At 49.4% G+C, this 19444-nt stretch carries 18 protein-coding genes; 6 read left to right on the top strand and 12 right to left on the bottom strand.

Annotation, left to right across the window (positions count from 1 at the left end; all coding sequences use genetic code 11):
* Position 1 precedes the first annotated feature (1 nt).
* From ACFVVF_RS17120 to ACFVVF_RS17105, 4 genes are all read right to left on the bottom strand, one after another.
* On the bottom strand, positions 2-1840 hold the full coding sequence (locus ACFVVF_RS17120) for a sensor histidine kinase (protein ID WP_387812009.1): 1839 nt from the start codon (positions 1838-1840) through the stop codon (positions 2-4).
* A 126-nt stretch (positions 1841-1966) separates the two neighbouring features.
* On the bottom strand, positions 1967-3628 hold the full coding sequence (locus tag ACFVVF_RS17115; protein WP_387812006.1) for an extracellular solute-binding protein: 1662 nt from the start codon (positions 3626-3628) through the stop codon (positions 1967-1969).
* A 99-nt stretch (positions 3629-3727) separates the two neighbouring features.
* The gene (locus tag ACFVVF_RS17110) at positions 3728-4612 is read right to left on the bottom strand and encodes a carbohydrate ABC transporter permease (protein ID WP_387812003.1); all 885 of its coding nucleotides are present in this window, start codon (positions 4610-4612) and stop codon (positions 3728-3730) included.
* 18 nt (positions 4613-4630) lie between these two features.
* Positions 4631-5575, bottom strand: coding sequence for an ABC transporter permease (locus ACFVVF_RS17105; RefSeq protein WP_387812000.1), 945 nt, complete (start codon positions 5573-5575; stop codon positions 4631-4633).
* 123 nt (positions 5576-5698) lie between these two features.
* Here ACFVVF_RS17105 and ACFVVF_RS17100 point away from each other — a divergent pair, with 123 nt between their 5' ends.
* Positions 5699-6445 carry a glycoside hydrolase family 16 protein gene (locus ACFVVF_RS17100; RefSeq protein ID WP_387811997.1) on the top strand — a complete coding sequence of 249 codons (747 nt, stop codon included), beginning with the start codon at positions 5699-5701 and terminating at the stop codon, positions 6443-6445.
* A 95-nt stretch (positions 6446-6540) separates the two neighbouring features.
* Here the strand turns inward: ACFVVF_RS17100 and ACFVVF_RS17095 are convergent, their stop codons facing one another.
* Complete coding sequence (locus ACFVVF_RS17095; protein ID WP_387811994.1) at positions 6541-7941, bottom strand: hypothetical protein; 1401 nt, start codon at positions 7939-7941, stop codon at positions 6541-6543.
* Between the two features lie 145 nt (positions 7942-8086).
* Entirely contained in the window at positions 8087-9253 is a 1167-nt protein-coding gene (gene trpB, locus ACFVVF_RS17090) for a tryptophan synthase subunit beta (protein WP_387811991.1), read from the bottom strand.
* A 192-nt stretch (positions 9254-9445) separates the two neighbouring features.
* On the opposite strand from trpB, the gene ACFVVF_RS17085 reads away from it, so the two are divergent.
* Positions 9446-9835, top strand: a complete 390-nt coding sequence (locus tag ACFVVF_RS17085) for a VOC family protein (RefSeq protein ID WP_387811988.1) — start codon at positions 9446-9448, stop codon at positions 9833-9835.
* A 25-nt stretch (positions 9836-9860) separates the two neighbouring features.
* On the opposite strand, the gene ACFVVF_RS17080 is transcribed toward ACFVVF_RS17085, so the two are convergent.
* Positions 9861-10412 carry a GNAT family N-acetyltransferase gene (locus ACFVVF_RS17080; protein WP_387811985.1) on the bottom strand — a complete coding sequence of 184 codons (552 nt, stop codon included), beginning with the start codon at positions 10410-10412 and terminating at the stop codon, positions 9861-9863.
* Positions 10409-11455, bottom strand: coding sequence for a phosphotransferase enzyme family protein (locus ACFVVF_RS17075; protein WP_387811982.1), 1047 nt, complete (start codon positions 11453-11455; stop codon positions 10409-10411). Before ACFVVF_RS17075 ends, ACFVVF_RS17080 begins: the two co-directional genes overlap by 4 nt.
* A gap of 242 nt (positions 11456-11697) precedes the next feature.
* On the opposite strand from ACFVVF_RS17075, the gene ACFVVF_RS17070 reads away from it, so the two are divergent.
* On the top strand, positions 11698-14226 hold the full coding sequence (locus ACFVVF_RS17070) for a DUF7507 domain-containing protein (protein WP_387811979.1): 2529 nt from the start codon (positions 11698-11700) through the stop codon (positions 14224-14226).
* Positions 14227-14350: 124 nt separating this feature from the next.
* Here the strand turns inward: ACFVVF_RS17070 and ACFVVF_RS17065 are convergent, their stop codons facing one another.
* On the bottom strand, positions 14351-15115 hold the full coding sequence (locus ACFVVF_RS17065; RefSeq protein ID WP_387811976.1) for a phytanoyl-CoA dioxygenase family protein: 765 nt from the start codon (positions 15113-15115) through the stop codon (positions 14351-14353).
* Positions 15116-15238: 123 nt separating this feature from the next.
* Here ACFVVF_RS17065 and ACFVVF_RS17060 point away from each other — a divergent pair, with 123 nt between their 5' ends.
* Both ACFVVF_RS17060 and ACFVVF_RS17055 read left to right on the top strand, forming a co-directional pair.
* Positions 15239-16111 (top strand): helix-turn-helix domain-containing protein, encoded by an 873-nt coding sequence (locus tag ACFVVF_RS17060; protein ID WP_387811973.1) that lies wholly within the window; start codon positions 15239-15241, stop codon positions 16109-16111.
* A 3-nt stretch (positions 16112-16114) separates the two neighbouring features.
* Positions 16115-16375: a hypothetical protein gene (locus ACFVVF_RS17055; RefSeq protein ID WP_387811970.1), complete on the top strand. Its 261-nt coding sequence runs from the start codon at positions 16115-16117 to the stop codon at positions 16373-16375.
* A gap of 23 nt (positions 16376-16398) precedes the next feature.
* Here ACFVVF_RS17055 and ACFVVF_RS17050 read toward each other — a convergent pair whose 3' ends face one another.
* Complete coding sequence (locus ACFVVF_RS17050) at positions 16399-16875, bottom strand: GNAT family N-acetyltransferase (RefSeq protein WP_387811967.1); 477 nt, start codon at positions 16873-16875, stop codon at positions 16399-16401.
* A gap of 306 nt (positions 16876-17181) precedes the next feature.
* On the opposite strand from ACFVVF_RS17050, the gene ACFVVF_RS17045 reads away from it, so the two are divergent.
* Positions 17182-18030 (top strand): hypothetical protein, encoded by an 849-nt coding sequence (locus tag ACFVVF_RS17045; RefSeq protein ID WP_387811964.1) that lies wholly within the window; start codon positions 17182-17184, stop codon positions 18028-18030.
* Between the two features lie 59 nt (positions 18031-18089).
* On the opposite strand, the gene ACFVVF_RS17040 is transcribed toward ACFVVF_RS17045, so the two are convergent.
* Together ACFVVF_RS17040 and ACFVVF_RS17035 are read right to left on the bottom strand one after the other, a co-directional pair.
* Complete coding sequence (locus ACFVVF_RS17040; RefSeq protein WP_387811961.1) at positions 18090-18785, bottom strand: HAD family hydrolase; 696 nt, start codon at positions 18783-18785, stop codon at positions 18090-18092.
* Positions 18786-18911: 126 nt separating this feature from the next.
* On the bottom strand, positions 18912-19382 hold the full coding sequence (locus ACFVVF_RS17035; RefSeq protein WP_387811958.1) for a hypothetical protein: 471 nt from the start codon (positions 19380-19382) through the stop codon (positions 18912-18914).
* Between the last annotated feature and the right edge of the window lie 62 nt (positions 19383-19444).

The raw sequence follows: 19444 nt of genomic DNA, 5'->3' as shown, positions 1-19444 counted from the left end.
CCTACCACCCTCCAAGATTCACATTTTCCCAAGGCAGGCGTATCGTCACACAAGTATAGGCGCCCGGCTCGCTTTCAATCCATAGGCCGCAGCCTTTGCCATAATGAAGCTGAAGGCGCTTATGCACATTTTCCAAGCCCAGTCCGTTTTTGCTGGCAACAATCGGCGAATCCCAGTCACCCCGCAGCGCCGCCTGCAGACTCGCTAGCGTTTGCGGGTCTACACCTGCCCCGTCATCTCGTATTTCGATAAGCAGCTGACGGTCATTTTCCACCGATACAGTAATTTGGATGCGTATGCTTCCGCCTAATGGGGCTGCATGATGAACGGCATTTTCCACAATAGGCTGCATGCACATTTTTGGAATCGCATAACGAAGCACCTCCTGCGGAAGGTCCGCCGTTAATTCCAAGCTGCCGCCTTCCATGAAATTCATAAACCGGATATAGCTTTGTATGTTCGCAAGTTCCTCACTAAGGGCCACGGTATCGCTGTTCCACTTCATGCTATAGCGAAGCAAGGAGCCCAATGACACCACCGCATCGGCGATAACAGGCTGCCGCTGCACCTCCGCCTGCATTCGAATAGACTCCAGCGCGTTGTACAAAAAATGCGAATTGATTTGCGAATGCAGAGAGTGCAGCTGCGCGTTTTTAGCAATTAGCTGCTTATCCACGACCTGCGTCATTAAGTGCTGGACTTCATCCAGCATCTTGTTGTAATTAACAGCCACCTCATCGATTTCATCGCCGGCTTCGTTATCACCCAGACCGGTATCGATTTTCGCATCCAGCTGGCCCTTACGCACCTTGCGCATCGAAGCAAGTACGCTGTCCAAGCGGCGGAAAATGCGGCGGGTCGTATACGAAACTATCAGCATAATCAGCAGCAGTACGATTAGTGCAATCGCCGCAACAAATACATACCAGCTGCGAGGGCCCTTCATCAGCTCCTGATGCGAAGCGATATCCACGACATAGGCGTTCAACGGCGCGATATAACGGTACAGCGCATAATAGGTATGGTCGCCCACACTAACCTTAATTGGACGGTTCTGCTGCAGCGCATCCAGCTGCAGGTGAACCTGGACAAAAACTTCATCCAGCCCCTCCCCCGCCTGTTGAACAAAGGTATGCCGAGGATTGTATACCGTCTGAGAAGGATTCATTCCATCCATTACAACGGAAAAGAAATCTCCGCCCGTCTCCTCCAGCATGTCTTTGAAAAAAACGCTGTGCTTGGCGCGAATCTCCATAATGCTCGGACGCTTCTGCTGCGGACCCTGAAGCCGTACCAGCCGGTAGTAGGACAGCGTATGCTCTCCATTCTGGAGAGCGAACAGGCGGTAGGCCGCGCCGCCTTCATCCCGAAGCTCTTCCCAGTAATTCTGAGGCGTGAACCTGTCATAGTGATAAATTTCAGGCCAGATTTCATACAGATTCGGATTGTCGACGTAAAAGCTAAGCTGGCTTATCATCTCATGGCTTTGAATAATATTGCTCATTTGCTCATACTGGTTCTGCCTGAACTTCACTAGACGCAGGCCGTCGCTACGCATATTAGAGTGAATAAAATCGACAAAGGCCTTTTGCGTCAACGCGGTGGAGGAAGCGTTTTCAATCATCTCCAGCCGGCTCCGCAGCTGCTCGTTAAGCCGTGACACATGGCTGCTTCCGTTCGCCATAGCATCCTTGTACAGCTGGCTCTCCTGCGTGCGGATAAATAAAAAGGCTACGATAATGGCGGGAACCGCAATCGTTATGCTAAAAGCGATAAAGAGCTTTTGAGAGATGCGGGAGTTGCGATAAATCTTCCTCCATTTAGTGAATATATACTTCATTTAATAGACCTCCCAACCTCTGTAATATACCATATATTACTGGCAGGTCATGAGCGGCATTGCTATATCTCTAATACAAAGGGGAATACCGGCCACCATCCCGGTGACCGGCAGACATAGGCTTATTTACTCCGCCATCTTTGCTTTTCGTGCATCCAGCTCGGTTTGACGGTATTCCATCACCTTGTCAAAGCCGTAGCCCGCGCGGCGGGAAAGGAAGCTTTCAAAAATTTTATCAAAGGCAGCCTCATCCTTCGCCATAATCAGCTCCGGCATTACTTCCTCCCAATTCTGAGAGATGCGCGACCAGGCTACCGCTACGTCGGAATCGCCCAGCGGATCTAACCCTTTATAGATGCCGCTGTCGATATCGGCCTGTTTATTCGCAAAATCCTCCATCTGCTTAATAACAGGAGCCTTCTCCGGTCTCCACTGATTGATAATGACCGGGTTGCGCATCATCCAATAGGTGTCCATAATCCCGTACTCTTTCTCCAGCTTCTCAATATCGGTACTAATCAGTTCTACCATATCAGCCTTCAACTGAGGCTTGTCATTCGCCAGCTCCCATGTCTCGCCTTCCTTGCCAAGGAATAAGTCTCTTTGCCCTTCTTCGCTGGCGAGGTAGGTCAAGAAGCGGATTGCACGTTCAGGATTTTTAACCGATTTGCTGATCATCGTAACCATCCAGCCGTCCATATTGCCTGGGAACAGCTTGGCACTGTCGCCTTTACTATTCTGCGGTCCATCTACTGCGATATAGTGGGAATCCGGATTGGCGCTGGCAGCCAGCATCGGATTTACCGCCGCCATGCCATTCCATTCACGAATCATCATGAAATAACGGGCATTATTCGTCTTTTCCTCAATCTGTGTATCGGAATCTACCAGAAAATCTACATTAAGCAGCCCTCGCTCGTAAGCGGTGCGGAACGTTTTCAGCCATTTGATATAGTCCGAGTCATTAATACGGTCATATACTTTGCCTTCCTGTTCATGCGGAACAGCGAGCAGATTTTGCAGGTACTCCGTCATCCCGTAAGGCACATTGCCCTGTGCAAAGAAGGGACTGATCGACTGGCCCTTATACTTAGAGTATTTATCCTTCAGCAATTGCAGGGCATCCAGGAAGCCCTCCGGCGTGCTTAAGTCCGGGCTTCCCATTTCCTCATACAGATCCTTCCGCACGAGGAAGGTTTGATTCGCGGCCGTCATGCCAGTCTCATGCATGAGATTAGGGCTGTAGGAATCATTCGGCACACCGTAGGTATTGCCATTCTCCTGACGGTACCACTTCAACGTACCATCGCCTGCTACTTTAAAGAAGTACGGATCATATTGCTCGGCCAATTCATTCAAGGCGTATACATGATCGCCTTCCCACAGCTTTTTGACAGCGTTTTCCCAAGAGCCCATCGTAATTAAGTCCGGCAGTTTGCCGGAGGTCATCATCAGCGTAATATGCTCATTGGCTTCGCCAGAGGGCACTTCAAGCTTGACGTTAACGCCTGTTTTTTCGGTCACATACTTGGAGGCCAAGCTCTCTCCCCAAGCATGGGCATACCAGGAGGCACCAACAAACCAGGATAGCTCTACAGGGCTCGTATCCAGCTTCCATGCCGGTTCATCAGGATTTGGTGCAGCTTCTCCCGCTGGAGGCGTACTTTCAGCAGGCTTTTCCGTCGGGGTGCTTTCTTTGGGCTCCGACTTGGTACACGCGGCCATGCTCAGCATCAGAATTACGGCCAAAATTACGGCGACCCCTTGCTTCATGCGATTGTGCTTCATGACATCATCATCCTTTCATTCGCTGCTGTATTTTGTTTCGTATATCGATACCCTTTGTCTCTCTAAACCTGAACGATGGCTTAGCCAGACCCAGGACGCTTACCCTTTAATTGCTCCAATCATAACCCCTTTGACCAAATAGCGCTGAATAAAGGGATAGAACAATAAAATTGGAAGCGTTGCCACCATCATCGATGCAAATTTGATCGAGTTGCCTGGCAGTCTTGCGCCGAATTGAGCCATTGCCTGCTGCTGCATGAAAGACATTGAATTTTCAGCAATGATTTTATACAGCATCGTCTGCATCGGCAGTATGTCCTGCGAACGGATGTACAGCACGCCCTGATAGTAGTCATTCCAATGATACACGGCTGAAAAAAGCGATATGGTCGCAATGACTGCCATGCTGTTGGGCAGTACGATTTTGAACAGAACACCATAGTCCGAAGCGCCATCCACCTTCGCAGATTCCTCCAGACTGTCAGGAATGGTGCGGAAGAAGCTCATAAAGATAACCATATTGAAAAACGTGTACATAGCCGGAATGATGAATACGAGGAAGTTATCGTACAAGCCCAGCTTCGTCATCAAAATAAATGTAGGAATCAGTCCGCCCGAGAACAGCATGGTAATCAGCGCGATTTTGAGATACAGCTTGCGTCCGATCAGATTGGTTTTGCTTAATCCGTAGGCCACAATTGCGGTAAAGAGTACATGCACTGCGGTGCCGATTACGGTACGCATTGTGGTGATGTAAAAACCGTTCATCAGCGTTTTGTCATTGAACACCACACTGTAGCTTGCCAGCGACAGCTCCTTGGGGAACCAGTTGACCGTGCCGAGCAGCGCCTGCTCCGGCGCATTGAACGAGTTAATGAATACGAACCACATCGGATACAGCGTTATAAAACAAACAACCAGCATCAGCAGACCATTGCAGACCTCAAACACACCAATACGGCGGAGTCTTCTCCGTTTTACCATACAGCCGTCCTCCCTCCCTTAAAAAATGCTGTCGCCCGTTAGTTTTTTGGATGTATAGTTCGCCAGGAACAACAGCCCTAGTGCCACTATGGAGCGAACAAACAGAACCGCCGTCGAAAAGGAATGCCGCCCGGAAACCAGGCCCATGTTATAAATGTACAAATCCAGACTTTCCGCCATCCTCAAGTTCATGTTGTTCTTCAGCATAAAGATCTGCTCAAAGTTGCTGCCGAGTATGCCGCTGACCGCGAGAATAAACAGTATGGCGATGGTAGGACGTATGCTCTGAATGGTGATATGCCACATCCGCTGCCAGCGGTTGGCCCCATCCAGCTCCGCTGCCTCGTACAGTCCCGGATCAATGCCCGCTATCGCAGCAATGTAGATGATAGCACTCCAGCCGGTCTCCTTGAGCGTATCGGAGAAATAAGTGATCCACCAGAAGTACTTCGGATCGCTATTGAACAAAATTTCACGCTCCTGAAGCCCGAGTGCCATCATCAGCTGGTTGATGACACCGCCCTCGCCCAGCCAGTTAAGCATAATGCCGCCGAATATCGTCCAGGCAATAAAGTGCGGCAGGTACGAGATCGTCTGCACCGTACGCTTAAACCGGATATTCCGGATTTCATTAAGCATCAGGGCGAAAAAAATCGGAATCGGAAAGCCCAGTATGAGCTTAATGCTGCTCATCCCGAGCGTGTTGCGGATCGAGCGCCAGAAACGGTCATCCGTCATAAAATCCTCGAAATGCTTCAGCCCCACAAAAGGCGATTGCAGCATCGGCTTGGCAATGCTGTAGTCCATAAAGGCGATAATCAGCCAAAACATCGGAATGTAGCAAAAGATCAGCATCCAGACAATGCCCGGGAGGACCATGCTTTGCAATTGCCACTGCCTAGTGAATGACTTGATAGGACCTGCTTTGTGTTGGAACATCGTCTCTGCCCCTTTCCATTTCATCGTATAGAAACGGACATGGGAAAAAAAGGCCATCATTTTTGACCCTATCCCAATTTTTTAGATTCGTTTGACGGGGCGCTAAAAGCAAGTATGCTGAGAGTAAATGAAAGGGGTGTACGAGGAATGAACAAGCTTATATGGCAGCAAAATTTCTTGGACAGCCATGCCGACCTAAGCGCATGGAACATTCGCCTTGGCAATGATTTGCTGGATAACGACGGACAGCCTATCTGTCCGGGCTGGGGAAACGGGGAGCAGCAGTTTTACACGGATCGTGCCAGTAACCTGTATATCGATGAATCCGGCTTACACCTGTGCGCGCGCCGCGAAACCGTCGAAACGGCCGATGGACGGAGCTTTGCCTATACCTCGGCTCGTCTGGACACGAAGGATCATCTTTCGTTTTGCTACGGCAAGCTGGTCGTCCGTGCCAAGCTGCCCGTCGGCCAAGGGCTTTGGCCCGCCATTTGGCTGCTGCCGCAGCATCAGGTTTACGGACCATGGCCTGCCTCCGGCGAGATCGACATTATGGAAGCCAAAGGCCGCCTGCCTCAGCAGGTGTCCGGAACGCTGCATTACGGGAAGGATATGGCGAGTAAAAGCACCGACGAGTTTTCCTATAAGTTCGAGGATAGTACGATCAGCGAGTTCCATGATTATGCGCTGGAATGGGATGCCGGCTCCATCCGATGGCTGGTAGACGGGCATTGCTTCGCCGAGCGCCGTCTGGAGGCGGGCGTCATGCCCTTTGACGAACCCTTTTATCTGGTGCTTAACCTTGCGGTGGGCGGCTGGTATGACAATGTTGCGGTGGACGAAGCTGCGCTGCCAGGGGTTATGACAGTTGCGGGGATATGGCTGTATGAATAAGTTTTTTGGGTTTGTGGTGAAGCGGTGAAATACCGCGGCTTAACACGTTCTCAAAGCCCTGTCCGGCGATGGAGCGGACAGGGCTTTATCATTGTTCAAGTGTCACTAAGGAGCTGCACCCATCCTGTTGGAGTAATGTTTTTCACTGTATAATCTTTGCCTTTATACTTTACTTTCTGACCCTGTACGACCTGAACGCCAGCGTTCAGCTTTAACGATACATCGACATTCCAGCTTGGATTCGGCGTTCGAGTACTAGAGACGTCAGCAGCTTGAATCGTGACTGCCTTTGGAGCTAGTTTCCGGCGCTTAAAGGACTGGAAGGGCCCCACCAGATCATCCTTTAGCATCTGACTATAGCTGCGTTTCTTGCCACGCCCGGGTGTTACAGCTTCATCAAACAGCTCTACGGCACGAGAGAGGCCGTCTACATAATTTTCATGACTGATGTTCATCGAGGACTGCGTCGGATGCGGGTTATTGCTGCCCATCCCAATATTTTGTTCCATTAATTGGCCGCTAACCTTACTGTCCGTATGACTCGAAGCACCAGGGTGCAGCGCTTCCAGCTGCCCTTTGCCTTTATACAGCACCTTCTCGAACGAATTGCCGTTCTTCATAGCCTCGATTGCAGCTGTGTATAAAGAAAGAGCATAGTCGGTACGATACCCCTCCGTTACCGTGAGTACGGCGAACAGCTCGTTCATCTTAGCTTGTACACGGTCTGAATATTTGCCGTCCGGGTAATCGGTGCCCTTATGAAACTTCTGATACATATCAGTTGCAACATCCTTTGCGCTATGCCCTTCCAGCTCACTCACCACATGCAGATAACTCCCTTGTTTCCCTCTCGCGCTGGGATCGCCCTTCACTCTGTCCGGCATGTAGCCTTCCTTCTGTGTATCATCGGGTTGGAGTAGCGCATTTTTGCTGGTCGTCTGCAGTTTGAATTGCGATCCGCTGCCGGTCATGCGGAATACCGTACCGTTTACTTTGATGCCAAATTTGCCTTTCGGATCCTTTTTCAGCACATGCTTCTTTACCTTCATCGTGTCTCGAATATTGTTTACCCGATATACTTTAAGCGGCGTTGACTGGGTCTTCGCGTCCAGCTCGGTATCGGATTCCTCCGCTCCCGATAGGTCGTCCAATTCAAGTTCATCCAGGATGTCTCTTGTTGGCTGAAGCTTTGTCTCCAATTCGTCTTCTCCGTCATCATAATAGTCATATTTGTCATCGGACTTCGTAAGGGTCCAGCTTGAATTTGAAGGCTTTTTACCCTTCTTCACCTGATGAATTTGCCGTTGAATAACGCCGCCAGCGGACTTCGGTGCATCTTGAAGCATTTGTAGCGCTGCGCGATTGCCAATGGCCGACTGAAGCTGCATGATCGCTGATGAAGGATTAGGCGGAGCGGCAGTGCGCTGGACTTCTCTTGTCTCACTGCCCCTTGAAGCGTTCCCCTTAGGACGATACGTTCCCGAGCTTCTTAACATTCAGTCACCTCATTGTACAATTTATTTATATTATACCAAATATTAATAGATTTTTAAGAAATCTGTTCAGACCCCTTGCAGCTAAAAAAAGAGACAGGCTCGCTGCTCATTTGCAGCACCTGTCTCCTTATTCTTCTTTTACAGCTTACTTCTGAAGCATATGAAACACTTGCTCGACATCCTTGTCGCCGCGCCCGGACAAGTTCACGATTATAATCTGATCTCTGTTCATCGTTGGCGCCAGCTTCTTCGCATGCGCTACAGCATGCGCGCTCTCCAGCGCAGGGATAATTCCCTCCGTACGGGAAAGCTCCTGGAAAGCATCCAGCACTTCCTGATTCGTAACCGTTGCATATTCGGCACGGCCTGACACCTTCAGATGGCTATGCTCCGGCCCAATGCCGGGGTAATCGAGCCCCGCCGCGATCGAATAGGTTTTTTTCGGCTGGCCCTCTTCATCCAGCAGCACTAGACATTTGAAGCCATGAAGTACGCTTGGAACGCCTTCTGTCAAAGAAGGTGCTTGGTCAGGTTCAACCCCGATCAGTCGAACGCTTGGTTCATCGATATAATGGGCGAACGCACCGATTGCATTGCTGCCGCCGCCTGCGCAAGCCACGATTGCATCCGGCAACCGACCCTCTTTTTCTAAAATCTGCCGTTTGGACTCTTCACTTATAATCGACTGGAAATGCTTAACCATCGTAGGGAAAGGATGCGGTCCAACAGCCGAACCGAGCAAGTAGAACGTGTTCTGATAGTTGCGGACGAGATCGTCCAGCGCTTCATCAACAGCATCCTTCAACCGGCCTTGACCTTTGTTTACCGGAACGACAGTTGCGCCAAGCAGTTCCATCCGGAACACATTCAGCGCTTGACGACGCGTATCCTCTGCCCCCATGTAAATGACACATTCCATATTAAACATTGCGCAAGCGGTCGCTGTCGCAACACCGTGCTGACCAGCGCCCGTCTCGGCAATAATCCGTTTCGCGCCCATTCGCTTCGCAAGCAGAATCTGGCCGATCGCGTTGTTGATTTTATGCGCACCCGTATGGTTTAAATCTTCGCGTTTGAGATAGATCTTTGCACCGCCCCAAGCATCGGACAACCGCTCTGCATACGTCAGCGGATTCTCGCGGCCAACGTATTCACGTAAATAGTAACGGAGCTCCTCTTGAAACTCTGGGTCTTCCTTATATTTGTTAAATTGTTCGGTTAAATAATTCAACACCTCTTGCAATTCCGGCGGGACGAAGCTGCCCCCAAATTCCCCGAAATAACCCTCTTGCTGCTGCAACAGTTCACTCATATTGTAAGCGCCTCCATTATTAAAATAGCGATAGTCTAATCTAAATCTATCGTATCATAAATTTTGGCTTTTGAAAGATTAGAAGACCGCTATTTTTAATGAAATTCTGGGGCATACAGAAAGGAAATCCCTATTAGATGGCAGAAATATTGTACATGCTGTCTTACACATAATAAATAGGGGTGAACGCCAATGACAACATCATTCAAAATTACAGGGATTGAACAAATTTCGATTCCAGTCCGCGACATAAAAACAGCCGTATCCTTCTATCAGAACATTCTGGAGCTGCAGCTCTTGTTTGAAGTTCCCAATATGGCCTTCTTTGCCTGCAACGGCATTCAACTGATGCTGAGCGTGCCGGAGAAGCCCGAGTTCGAGCATCCCAGCTCCACTTTCTATTTCAAGGTTGAAAACATCAATGATGCCTACGATACGTTGTTGGAGCGCGGTGTATCCTTTGCCGGCAAGCCTCATAAAGTTGTCGAAATGAATGATAGCGAGACTTGGATGGCATTCTTTTACGATCCGGATCGGAATATGCATGCTCTCACGAGCCAAGTGCAAATCTCCCGGGGCTAGGAACCAGCTGGTAGAGGTCTTCCGGTTAGAGAGGCCGATTAGAGAATTTGAATATCAGCTTCTCACCATCCATTGTTGGCCCAGTCCGTTCCTCATAATTTCCTTTCGTATAATGAGAGACAGTCCTGCGCCAAAAACTTTGCCCAACACCATTTTTCTCAGAGGGGTTCGTATATAGCTCCCATTGGCCGGTGAACCGCTGGAATAGGCTCGTAATCGCAATTTGTGCATGCCCATTTCCTCTGAACGGCTGCAGCATAAAAAAGTCATTCACAAAATAGTCCGCACCAGGCGGACAATACGGCGGCGCAGCAATGAGTGCAAAACCGGCCGGTCTATTGTCCGCTGCAATCAGATAAGGAAAAAGAGCATTTGGGTGCTCCCACCATATGTTCTGAACCTGGTATTGGTCATTTAGAGTGATGTAATGGTCGCTGTCCTCATATATTCCGTGCTTGTTGGGGGTATGCCCTGGCACGAGCCCATAATGGCCAGACAAATCGTGAAGGTATAGCGGGTACATATTTTTTATGATATAAGCATCATTTTTATCCGTTAGTCTAACTTCAATTTTCATAATAGGGAGCCCCCTATAGCAGAACGGTCAATTTCCACAGGTTCGATTACGTCGAATAGAAAGGGCTGACCATTCAAAAATTGTCCAATGTACGCTTGAGCGTACTGCTGTTCATCGATCAAACCTGACGTTTCTCTTGGATCGGAACAATGATGGCTGTAATTCCCGATCATGACCATAATGAAAAAGCATTCCAACTGCTGCACATAGCCCGCTTCCAGCTTTCTGACACTTTCATAGCCTTGGATCAAAATCCGCCGGTGCTCCGGGTGCAGCCCTAGCAGCGTGCTTGCCACATCATACAGGTAATAGCCATACCCGCATCTTCCGAAATCAATCGGAAGGGGTTCATCGCCAATAAATACGATATTGCCAGTGTGCAAATCGCCATGAATGAGTCCATAATTTTGCTCCGTCTGCTGCATGACAGCAAGCTCGGATAAAACCTTCTCAGCGGCCATCTGGTATTTACCCCAAGCCTCCTCCGACAGAAAACATGAATAATACTGCTTCAGCTTAACCATCTCTTTTCGAAAACTGTCTGCTCCCCATGCAGGCCTTACAAAATCGGAGGGCGGCGTGAAACGTGCTGCTGCCTCATGGAGTCTCCCCGTCACTACGCCAATATTATAGACAGTGCTGTCTGTAAACTCCCCGCTTCCATGCTCGCCTTCAACCCATTTCATCATCGTGACATAAGGCTGCCTATAACCCGACTCTGTATTGATTTTCACTACATAAGAGCCATCACGGCTTTCCAGCCCTTCCGGTACATTCAGATCTTCCGACTTGTTCAAGACGTGAAGTAAAGCCAGCTCGGATCTAATCTCCAGCTCACTCCATCTATCCGAATGAATACGAAGCAAATAACATGCCGCTGTATCCGTCTCGATTTTGTACGTGATCGTGTCTGAAAGCTGAATAAATCGAATACCCGTCCACTCTACGTCAAACTGCTGCAGCGCCAATAAAGCCACTTTCCTCGCTCTCCCAAGCAAAGACTGTCTGTTCTCATCCGTATCATTTTGAAAAAAATCAATCATTCTTGTCCCTCCTGTTCTATGAATACCGCACCAATTGAAGGTTATGAGCATCATTATACAAGGGACAGCATTGTAAAAATATGCAGCAAACAATTAAGAGTTGTTCCATGTAAAAAAGCCACATCAGAATATTCCCTTGAAGCATCCGCAAGGAAATTACCCACTTATTTGACAACATGAAGAGAAGCCGCCATACATAAAAATAGGATAGGAGAATCTGACTTGGAAAGGAGCGGCTTACTTTGCCTTTTGTTCTTCGATACAACAATAACGATACAGGTGCCATTACGTTCACCGGCAACACGCTAGGCTTGAGTAGGTCCAGCACACCGGGCGTACCTGGAACGCTCGACATTATCGGGGCATTTGTCACGGTAGATACAGCCGAGCAATACGGTACATACCCGCCGGGCACGACAGCTGATTTCGGCTCTGACAGTGCTGCTGCTCTGCTAAGGCTTCCTGCAGACGGCGTCGTATTGTACGCAGAGCTAGTATGGGGCGGTACGTACCGTGTATCCGGAGGGACGAACAATTACGCAGATTTCATCAATAACCCCGTGAATCTGATTACCCCTCAAGGGACAGCCTATTCGGTTGAGCCTGATCCGGCGACCGCACAATCCGCTCGCCGCAATGCAACTTACAATTACTTGCGCTCTGCCAATGTCACCTCTATCGTCCAATCGGGAGGAGCCGGTTACTATACAGCAGGCAGCATTGTCGGCAATATCGACTATGGAACGAGTACAGGCAATAACTGCGGCTGGACGTTATGCGTCGTTTACGAGAACATGTCCCTTCCTTTTCGCAACCTAAGTCTTAACGTCGGCATTGTCGAGATAGCATCCAGTTCACCGCCAGTTACGACTACGCTATCAGGCTTCGCCACACCAACGTCAGGACCGGTGACCGGCAGAATGGCGCTCTGCGCGATGGACGGGGATGCGAATAAAACAGGTGACCAAGTATTGTTTGGTCCTAGCGAAGCTGGCCTAGTCGCGCTACAAGGTCCTAATAACTTCTTGAACAATTTTTTCGCATCACAAATTAATAACGACGAGGGAGAGCTCGATACGACAGGCACCTTCGGTGACCGCAATCAAATAAACGGCGTACCGGGCAGCAATATTGTCGGGGGCAGGCAGGGCTGGGATATTACGAATGTGGATATTACCCCTACATTGACGAATGGTCAGACCTCTGCCGTCTTCCAGCTTCAAACATCCGGGGACGGCTATACGGTAAATTCAGTGGGCATCTATATCGACATTAATTCGCCTCGAATCACGCTTGTCAAAAGCGTCGATACAGCGCTGGCAGAGGTCGGCCAAACGTTGACCTACACGGTCGTCATCTTGAATAGCGGTACGGTGCCGGCCGATGCCATGCTGCTGCTGGACAGCTTGCCGGCTGATACCGAATTCGTGCCCGGCAGTGTTACAGTGAATGGCATTTCCGTGACGGATGCTGATCTTGCGGGGGGCGTTGCACTCGGCTCGCTTGCGCCGGATTCATCCGTTACGGTCACCTTCGAAGCTATCGTGACGGATGTACCGGAGGACGAACAGCTTATTAATGACGCAACCGTCGTCTTTCAATACCAGAGTGTAGCGGGCGGACCGATTCTTTCCGGAGATATGGTATCCAATGAAGTGGTTATACCTGTCATCAATCCGGGAATCGGCATTATTAAGAGGGTAACGCCAGATCAAGCGCTGCCCGGTCAAACAGTGTTGTATGAGATTGAGGTCGTCAATACAGGGCAAATCGCTCTTACAGGCATTACTGTCGCCGATTCGCTGCTGGGGCTCAATCAAGCAATACCAGATCTGCAGCCGGACGAGAGCTTCACAATTCCGGTGAGCTATATGATTCCGCTTGGCACTCCCGCCGGCACCGTCATTCCGAACACGGCTGTGGCCCTCTCGAGCCAAGCCGGGCCTGTTGATGCAATAGCTGATGTGCTTGTGCTGCCTGTCTATAATCTGGCGCTCGCCAAGACTGCCAGCCGCGAGACCGCCTCTCCGGGAGAGACGGTCATCTATACGCTGACTGTCACGAATAGCTCAAATACGCCGCTGACTAATGTAGCGATCAACGATTCGTCAATTGGCTTCTCCCAGACGATTGCTTCACTCAGCCCGGGTGAAAGCCAAGCTTTTAATATAACCTACGTTGTTCCGGAAGGAACGCCGAACGGCACCCGCTTCGTCAACATAGCTTCGGCACGCTCCGATCAGACGCCGGCAGTTATGGATGAAGCGCTTATCGTCATCACTGCGGTCCCTCCTGTTGCTCCGTCTATCGTTCCTCCGGTTCCTCCGGTGCCCCCTGCAGCACCCGTAGAACCCGTGGAAGTGGCAAAAAGCGTCTCACCAGCTCTAGCCGCAGTCGGGAGTACGATGTCTTATACGATTACCATCCGGAATACAACAGGCACTCCGCAGGGAGCAGGAGAAACTGCTGCCATACTGCAAAACGTCCGATTGTTCGACCGTTTGCCGCAGCAGCTCCGATTGCTTGCCGACAGCCTGCGTATTAATGCAGTTACCATCCAGAACGCCGACACCGCAGGCGGCATTCCGCTAGGCGCTTTGCAGCCGGGGCAATCCGCCCGGGTCGCATTTAGAGCTGTTGTACTGGAGACGCCAGCTGGCGACACGGTATCCAACCAAGCTTTTGTCACCTACAACATCTTGGGCTCGAACACCGTATTGTCCGCGTCCTCTAACGTGACGACGTTTGAAGTGATGGATGATGAGGAGTGAAGTGCGCCTCCAAGTAATCTGGGCATCGGGAACAGGGAAAAAGCGAAGCATCTCCGCGGAGTGCTTCGCTTTTTTCTTACTTACTTAGCTTATAGCATGCTGACCCTGCTTACTTAGCTCTCCCTTAGTGCGCCCCTTTGTACGCTTTGAAAATCGGATTCTCGCCGCAAACCATAAGGCCCTGCCCCCAGTTGACGTGTGTATCCTCGGATGGAATATCCTCGGGATCGCGGTATTGGAACAGCACATTGCGCCGGATCCGGTTGCTTCGGTTGGGCCCTGAGCCGTGAATCGTCAAATAGTTGAAAAACAGTACATCGCCTGCTTTGGCCGGACAAGGCGTTCCCATCGAGATCGGATATTCCTTGTGATTCAGGTAATGCTGCCCGATATGCGCGATTGGGCCTGCCTTGTGGGACCCTGGGATGACACTCAGACAGCCGTTCAACTCATCCGTGTCATCCAAGTGCACGCTGGCTGCCATCATTGTATGCTTGTCGTGAGGAAAGTAAGGCGCGTCTTGATGCATTGGAAATGCAGCGCCATTCTCCGGCGGCTTTACCAGCATTTTCGAATGATGCAGCTGTACGTTAGGACCGATCAGCTTCGACAGAATCGCCGCCATGTTCGGATGGGACAGCGCCCGGGTAAAGCTTGCATCATGATAATGAACGTCATGAAATCCTTTAAGCACCAGCTTCTTCATGTCTTCAGGCGGCAAGTAATCGCCCTGCCATGCCGCATTATGATCTAGCGACGTTTTTGCCGCCCGTTCGATAATGCCATCCATTGCTCCCCGCAACGTTTCAATCTCTTCGTTATTAAAAACACCCTTCACCAGCAAATATCCATTTTCCTGATAAAAGTCTGCTTGCTCCTTCGTAATCATCCGATCAGCTCCTTCAATCTTGTGATCATGTACTTTCGATGTTATTGTAAAATGAAATCCGTACCGTCGTATTTGACCGGATCGGACGGCTTTTTGCACTTTTTGGACAGAGGAGGCAATTGGATGAATGCGCAGGAGAGCAGAGATCGGGAGAACTGGTTAAACTTCGCGGCAGAACATCTGGCAGGCAGCCAGCTTTCGTTTCAAGTTCAATATTGGGGCATTAATCCGAATCACTACGATAACCCGCTTCACAAGCACTCCTTCTACGAAGCATGCTATGTGAGGGACGGCGAGGGCATCTATCTGGATCATAATATTGAATACCCGCTCCACAAAGATACGTTGTTCCTATCCAAACCCGGCATCCTCCACCAAATCCGCAGCGAGAGCGGAATTGACTTGTGCTATGTAGCGTTCGAGATTGACGAGGCGAACTCGGCTGCTGAGGCTGCCGCAAACTACCGCGAGCTGCTGGACTCTTCCAACTGCATCCGGTACGAAATCGGAGAGGCGCCTGCCGCGTTAATCTGGAGAGCTCTGGTCGGGCATACCCGTCAAAATGATTCGCTCTCCGACCCGCTGCTGAACAGCACAGCGCATTCCCTCCTGCTCTCGTTGTGCACCGCCTTTGCAGGGGAGCGCAATGAGGAACAGGCGCCATCGCCTCGCAAAACGTCGCATCATTCCCTGCGCAGTGCAATCTTGTACATTCGCGACAATCTGTCTGCAGAACTGTCCGTGAGGGATATCGCCCGCTATATGCATTTGTCGGAGCGCACCCTGTCACGGTTATTTCACGAGAATTTGCAGGTCAGCTGCCAAGAATATATTCAACGGGAAAAAATGAAGCGAGCCGTGCATCTGATCCGGCACACTGACCTCGGCTTCTCCGAAATCGCCGAGCGGGCGGGCTATGGGAGCGTGCATTATTTTACAAGAGTGTTCACGAAGGTCTACGGCGTATCGCCTGGAAAATATAGAAACGCTGAGTAATACATGGCACAGCATGCTGCAGAGGATCAAAATGTAAAAATACATTTGAATCTGCCCAAAATCGCCGATTTTATCGTTCAACATGCAAAAGTGCAGGTGAAATGGCTGTTTACGGCTCATTCTCCGCCAAAACTGCCAATTAAACTGCACTTTTGCATTTTGAGTGCTGTTTTGGGCCATTTGAGGCTCAACAAACTGCACTTTTACATTTTGTTTCTCGAATCATATGGGAAGGCATATGAAAAAGGCCGCCAAAGCGAATGACGGCCTTCTCAGCATGCTATCGATCAGAGCTGCAATACAGCTATTTGCTCCCCGTGGACGATTTCGCCGTTTTCACGAAAGCCGCAGCTTTCGTAAAGCTTTTTCGCGGGCATATTGTCAATCCCATATGAAATCCAGCAATATCGGGCGGGACCAGCCGGCAAGGTACGGACAAACTCCACGATTTGATGCATAGCTGCCCTCCCATATCCCTTATTCTGGTACCGCCGGTCAATCATCAGCCTCAGAATACAGTAGCTGTCTTCAGCAATTGTCGGGAGATCATAGCCCGTAATTTTATAAGTAATCATAACAAAGCCGACCGGCTGCTCATCCGCATAAATGGCAAACGGATAGGGATGTCCCCCATTGGTTGCAAGGACGTAGCAGGAAGCCACACTGGATAGATTAGAGGCAACAAAGCGTCTTTGATCTTCAGAAACTTCCAAATTAAATATATCACGCCGGTTCTCCAGCGTAATTTGTCTAAGCGTAATCATGTCGAGTCACTCCCGTCATTATCTTGCGCCGCGGCCGCCTATATAACATACAATCTATACCAAAAAAGTAATAGACTTATGTTCAATTTTTTTATAGACTATTATGTATCCGTGACTTTTTTAGGGGATCATAATTCTTGGCAGCATAGATCAGCCGGCACATTATTGTGCCGGTTTTTTTGTTGACGGACGCGAGCAGCTGATTCCGTTATCCGAGATTTTGCCCATAAATATAAATAATCTGGAATAATATGCCGATACTAGAAGAAAACTCGGATTAGTAAGAGGAATAGAGGTGTGTTACCTATGAAGATTTATGGCTCCAGCCAATATGACTTAAATCTATATGCCAATTCGAAACAATCCGCCAATAAGCCGACCTTGGTCTCCGGAACGATACCTGGATTGTCGCATGACACCGACACATTGGAAATCAGCCCGGCTGCCCGGCAATTGGCGGAGTCCGATATTGTGAATCATTCGGCTGTATATTTTGGCACAACTCAAATTAATGAATCGCTGAATCGCCTTCTCAAAGATCAGCCGTCAGAAGTGAAGGAAGCGGTGTACGGTATCATTCAATCCAATATAATTACAAACGAAACTGATGAAGAGAAACGGTCATCTTTACTGGAAATAGGACTCACCCAAGCCAAATATATTGCGGACAACTATATGCAGGATGGCGAAGCAGCGGAATTTATGAATACAATCCGTCAGATCGGAGCCATCTCCCAGACCCGGACTGTAGATTCTGAAACCCAGCAATTCCGTTATGAAACACCGCCGCAAAGACCTGTTGGAGCACCGGACGATTACATGGATCTGAACTACATGATGAGAAAATTCGAACCAGAAACGCTGAACAAGCTGCAGGATGCTATCGTAAACGGAAAGGACTGGAACCATATTCTCCAGACCTTCGCTAAGAAGGCTTCGGCAAATGAGGAATGGATGAAGCAATATAAAGAAGCTGCCAAACCGATTGAGGGCTATTCCGGCGAAAACCGGTTCGAGAGTGCTTCTACCTCCAGCATGACGGAGTTTGTCCAAGATCTTAAGAGCCTGATCGGCAAAACCGGATTCGAAGTTAGCTTGACAGCTAATATTGAGGCCTTTAAGCGCACACTGGAAAATGCGATTCCTGTAAAATAGTTAAATACAGCATTTTTTATAAGAAGCCGCCCCTATCTTCAGGAGCGGCTTCTTTCTACTTATCTGCTATTATGCAATCGTATCTGTTCAAGCAGCTCTGACGGTTCAGCTAACTTGGGATAGCCAGTTAGTTTATCGCTTATGTACGGCGGAACGAACCATGTTGCCTGATAAGCCGTCATTCCGACTTTGGCAGCACCCTCTAGCTCATTCGATCCGCCATCTCCAACAAATAGAGCTTCGGCTGGGGAGACCCCCATTTTCTCACAAGCGAGCAGATAGATGTCCGGATGGGGCTTGGCCGCCTTCACCTGATAAGAAAACAAAGCGGCGTCAAAGCAAGCGGCTAATCCGGAAGAATGCCAAGCCGTTACTTCTTCATGCGTACAATTGCTTATGAGACAAATGCGGATGCCCAGCTCTTTGACCTGTTCCAGCATAGCAAGAATTCTCCGATCCAGCTTGTCGAAGGCTGCTGCTTTCTCAGCTATTCGCTCTTGATGAAGGGCTTCTACGACTCCTTCATCGGCAGCATGGCCTAGAACTTCTAAGATCTCGTTGATGACGGAAGGAAAATCGGAATAGGTGCCGTCCATCCTTTGCTGCTGCCTGGCATTCCACTCCGTGCGAAACAGCTTGGAATCCACACCCAGCGCCTCTTCCAAACGAGTCGAACGGGCTGCTTTTCGGCTGCCATTCTCAAATTCCGAAATGAGCGTCTCAAACAAATCAAAAAAGACTGCTTTCACCTTCATGGCTGCCCCTCCCATTAGTTGAAATCCCATCAAGCACTTTCATCATACTTTTGAAACCAACAGCAATCAAACGATTTTGGTCTCACCTGAAAATAAAAAAAGCAGCCGCTTCCGGCCGCTCTCGTCTTACTTATTGATGGCAAATACTCCAATCTTCTTGCCGAATTGGCCGATCCACACTTCTCCATCGCCAACCATGACACCTTTCCAGTTAACGAACAGCTCATCTTCCTTCTGAGCAAGCAGCTTCTTCTTCACTTTATCGGTGAAGATCTGGTTGTATTTTGCAATAAACTGCTTTTTAGTTTTAATTTCAATGCTTTTGCCGCTGCTATTCACACGCAGAGGATAGGCTACGAGATCAGCGACAGCCTCTTTTTTGTTTGCTTTGACTTCCTTCTGCAATTTGCTGAAGTATTTAGAGAAAGCCGCAGCATTATCGATACCGGCAACCTCATACGGATTGTTTTGTTTCACGGCTGCGGCCGTTGGAGCCGGACTTGGCTTACTCGCTGCTGTATTGGACGCTGCCATAGCCTGGCCGCTCAGGGCTGTTACTGCGATAATGAAGCTGAATAGAAATACGCTTTTTTTCATGATGTGTGACCTCCATCGGTTTGTTATAAGCCAAGTATAAAGGTCACCTGTGTACAACGTGT

The organism is Paenibacillus sp. NPDC058174 (assembly GCF_042883865.1).
Lineage (GTDB): Bacteria > Bacillota > Bacilli > Paenibacillales > Paenibacillaceae > Pristimantibacillus.
This window is presented reverse-complemented; position numbering and strand designations above follow the sequence as displayed.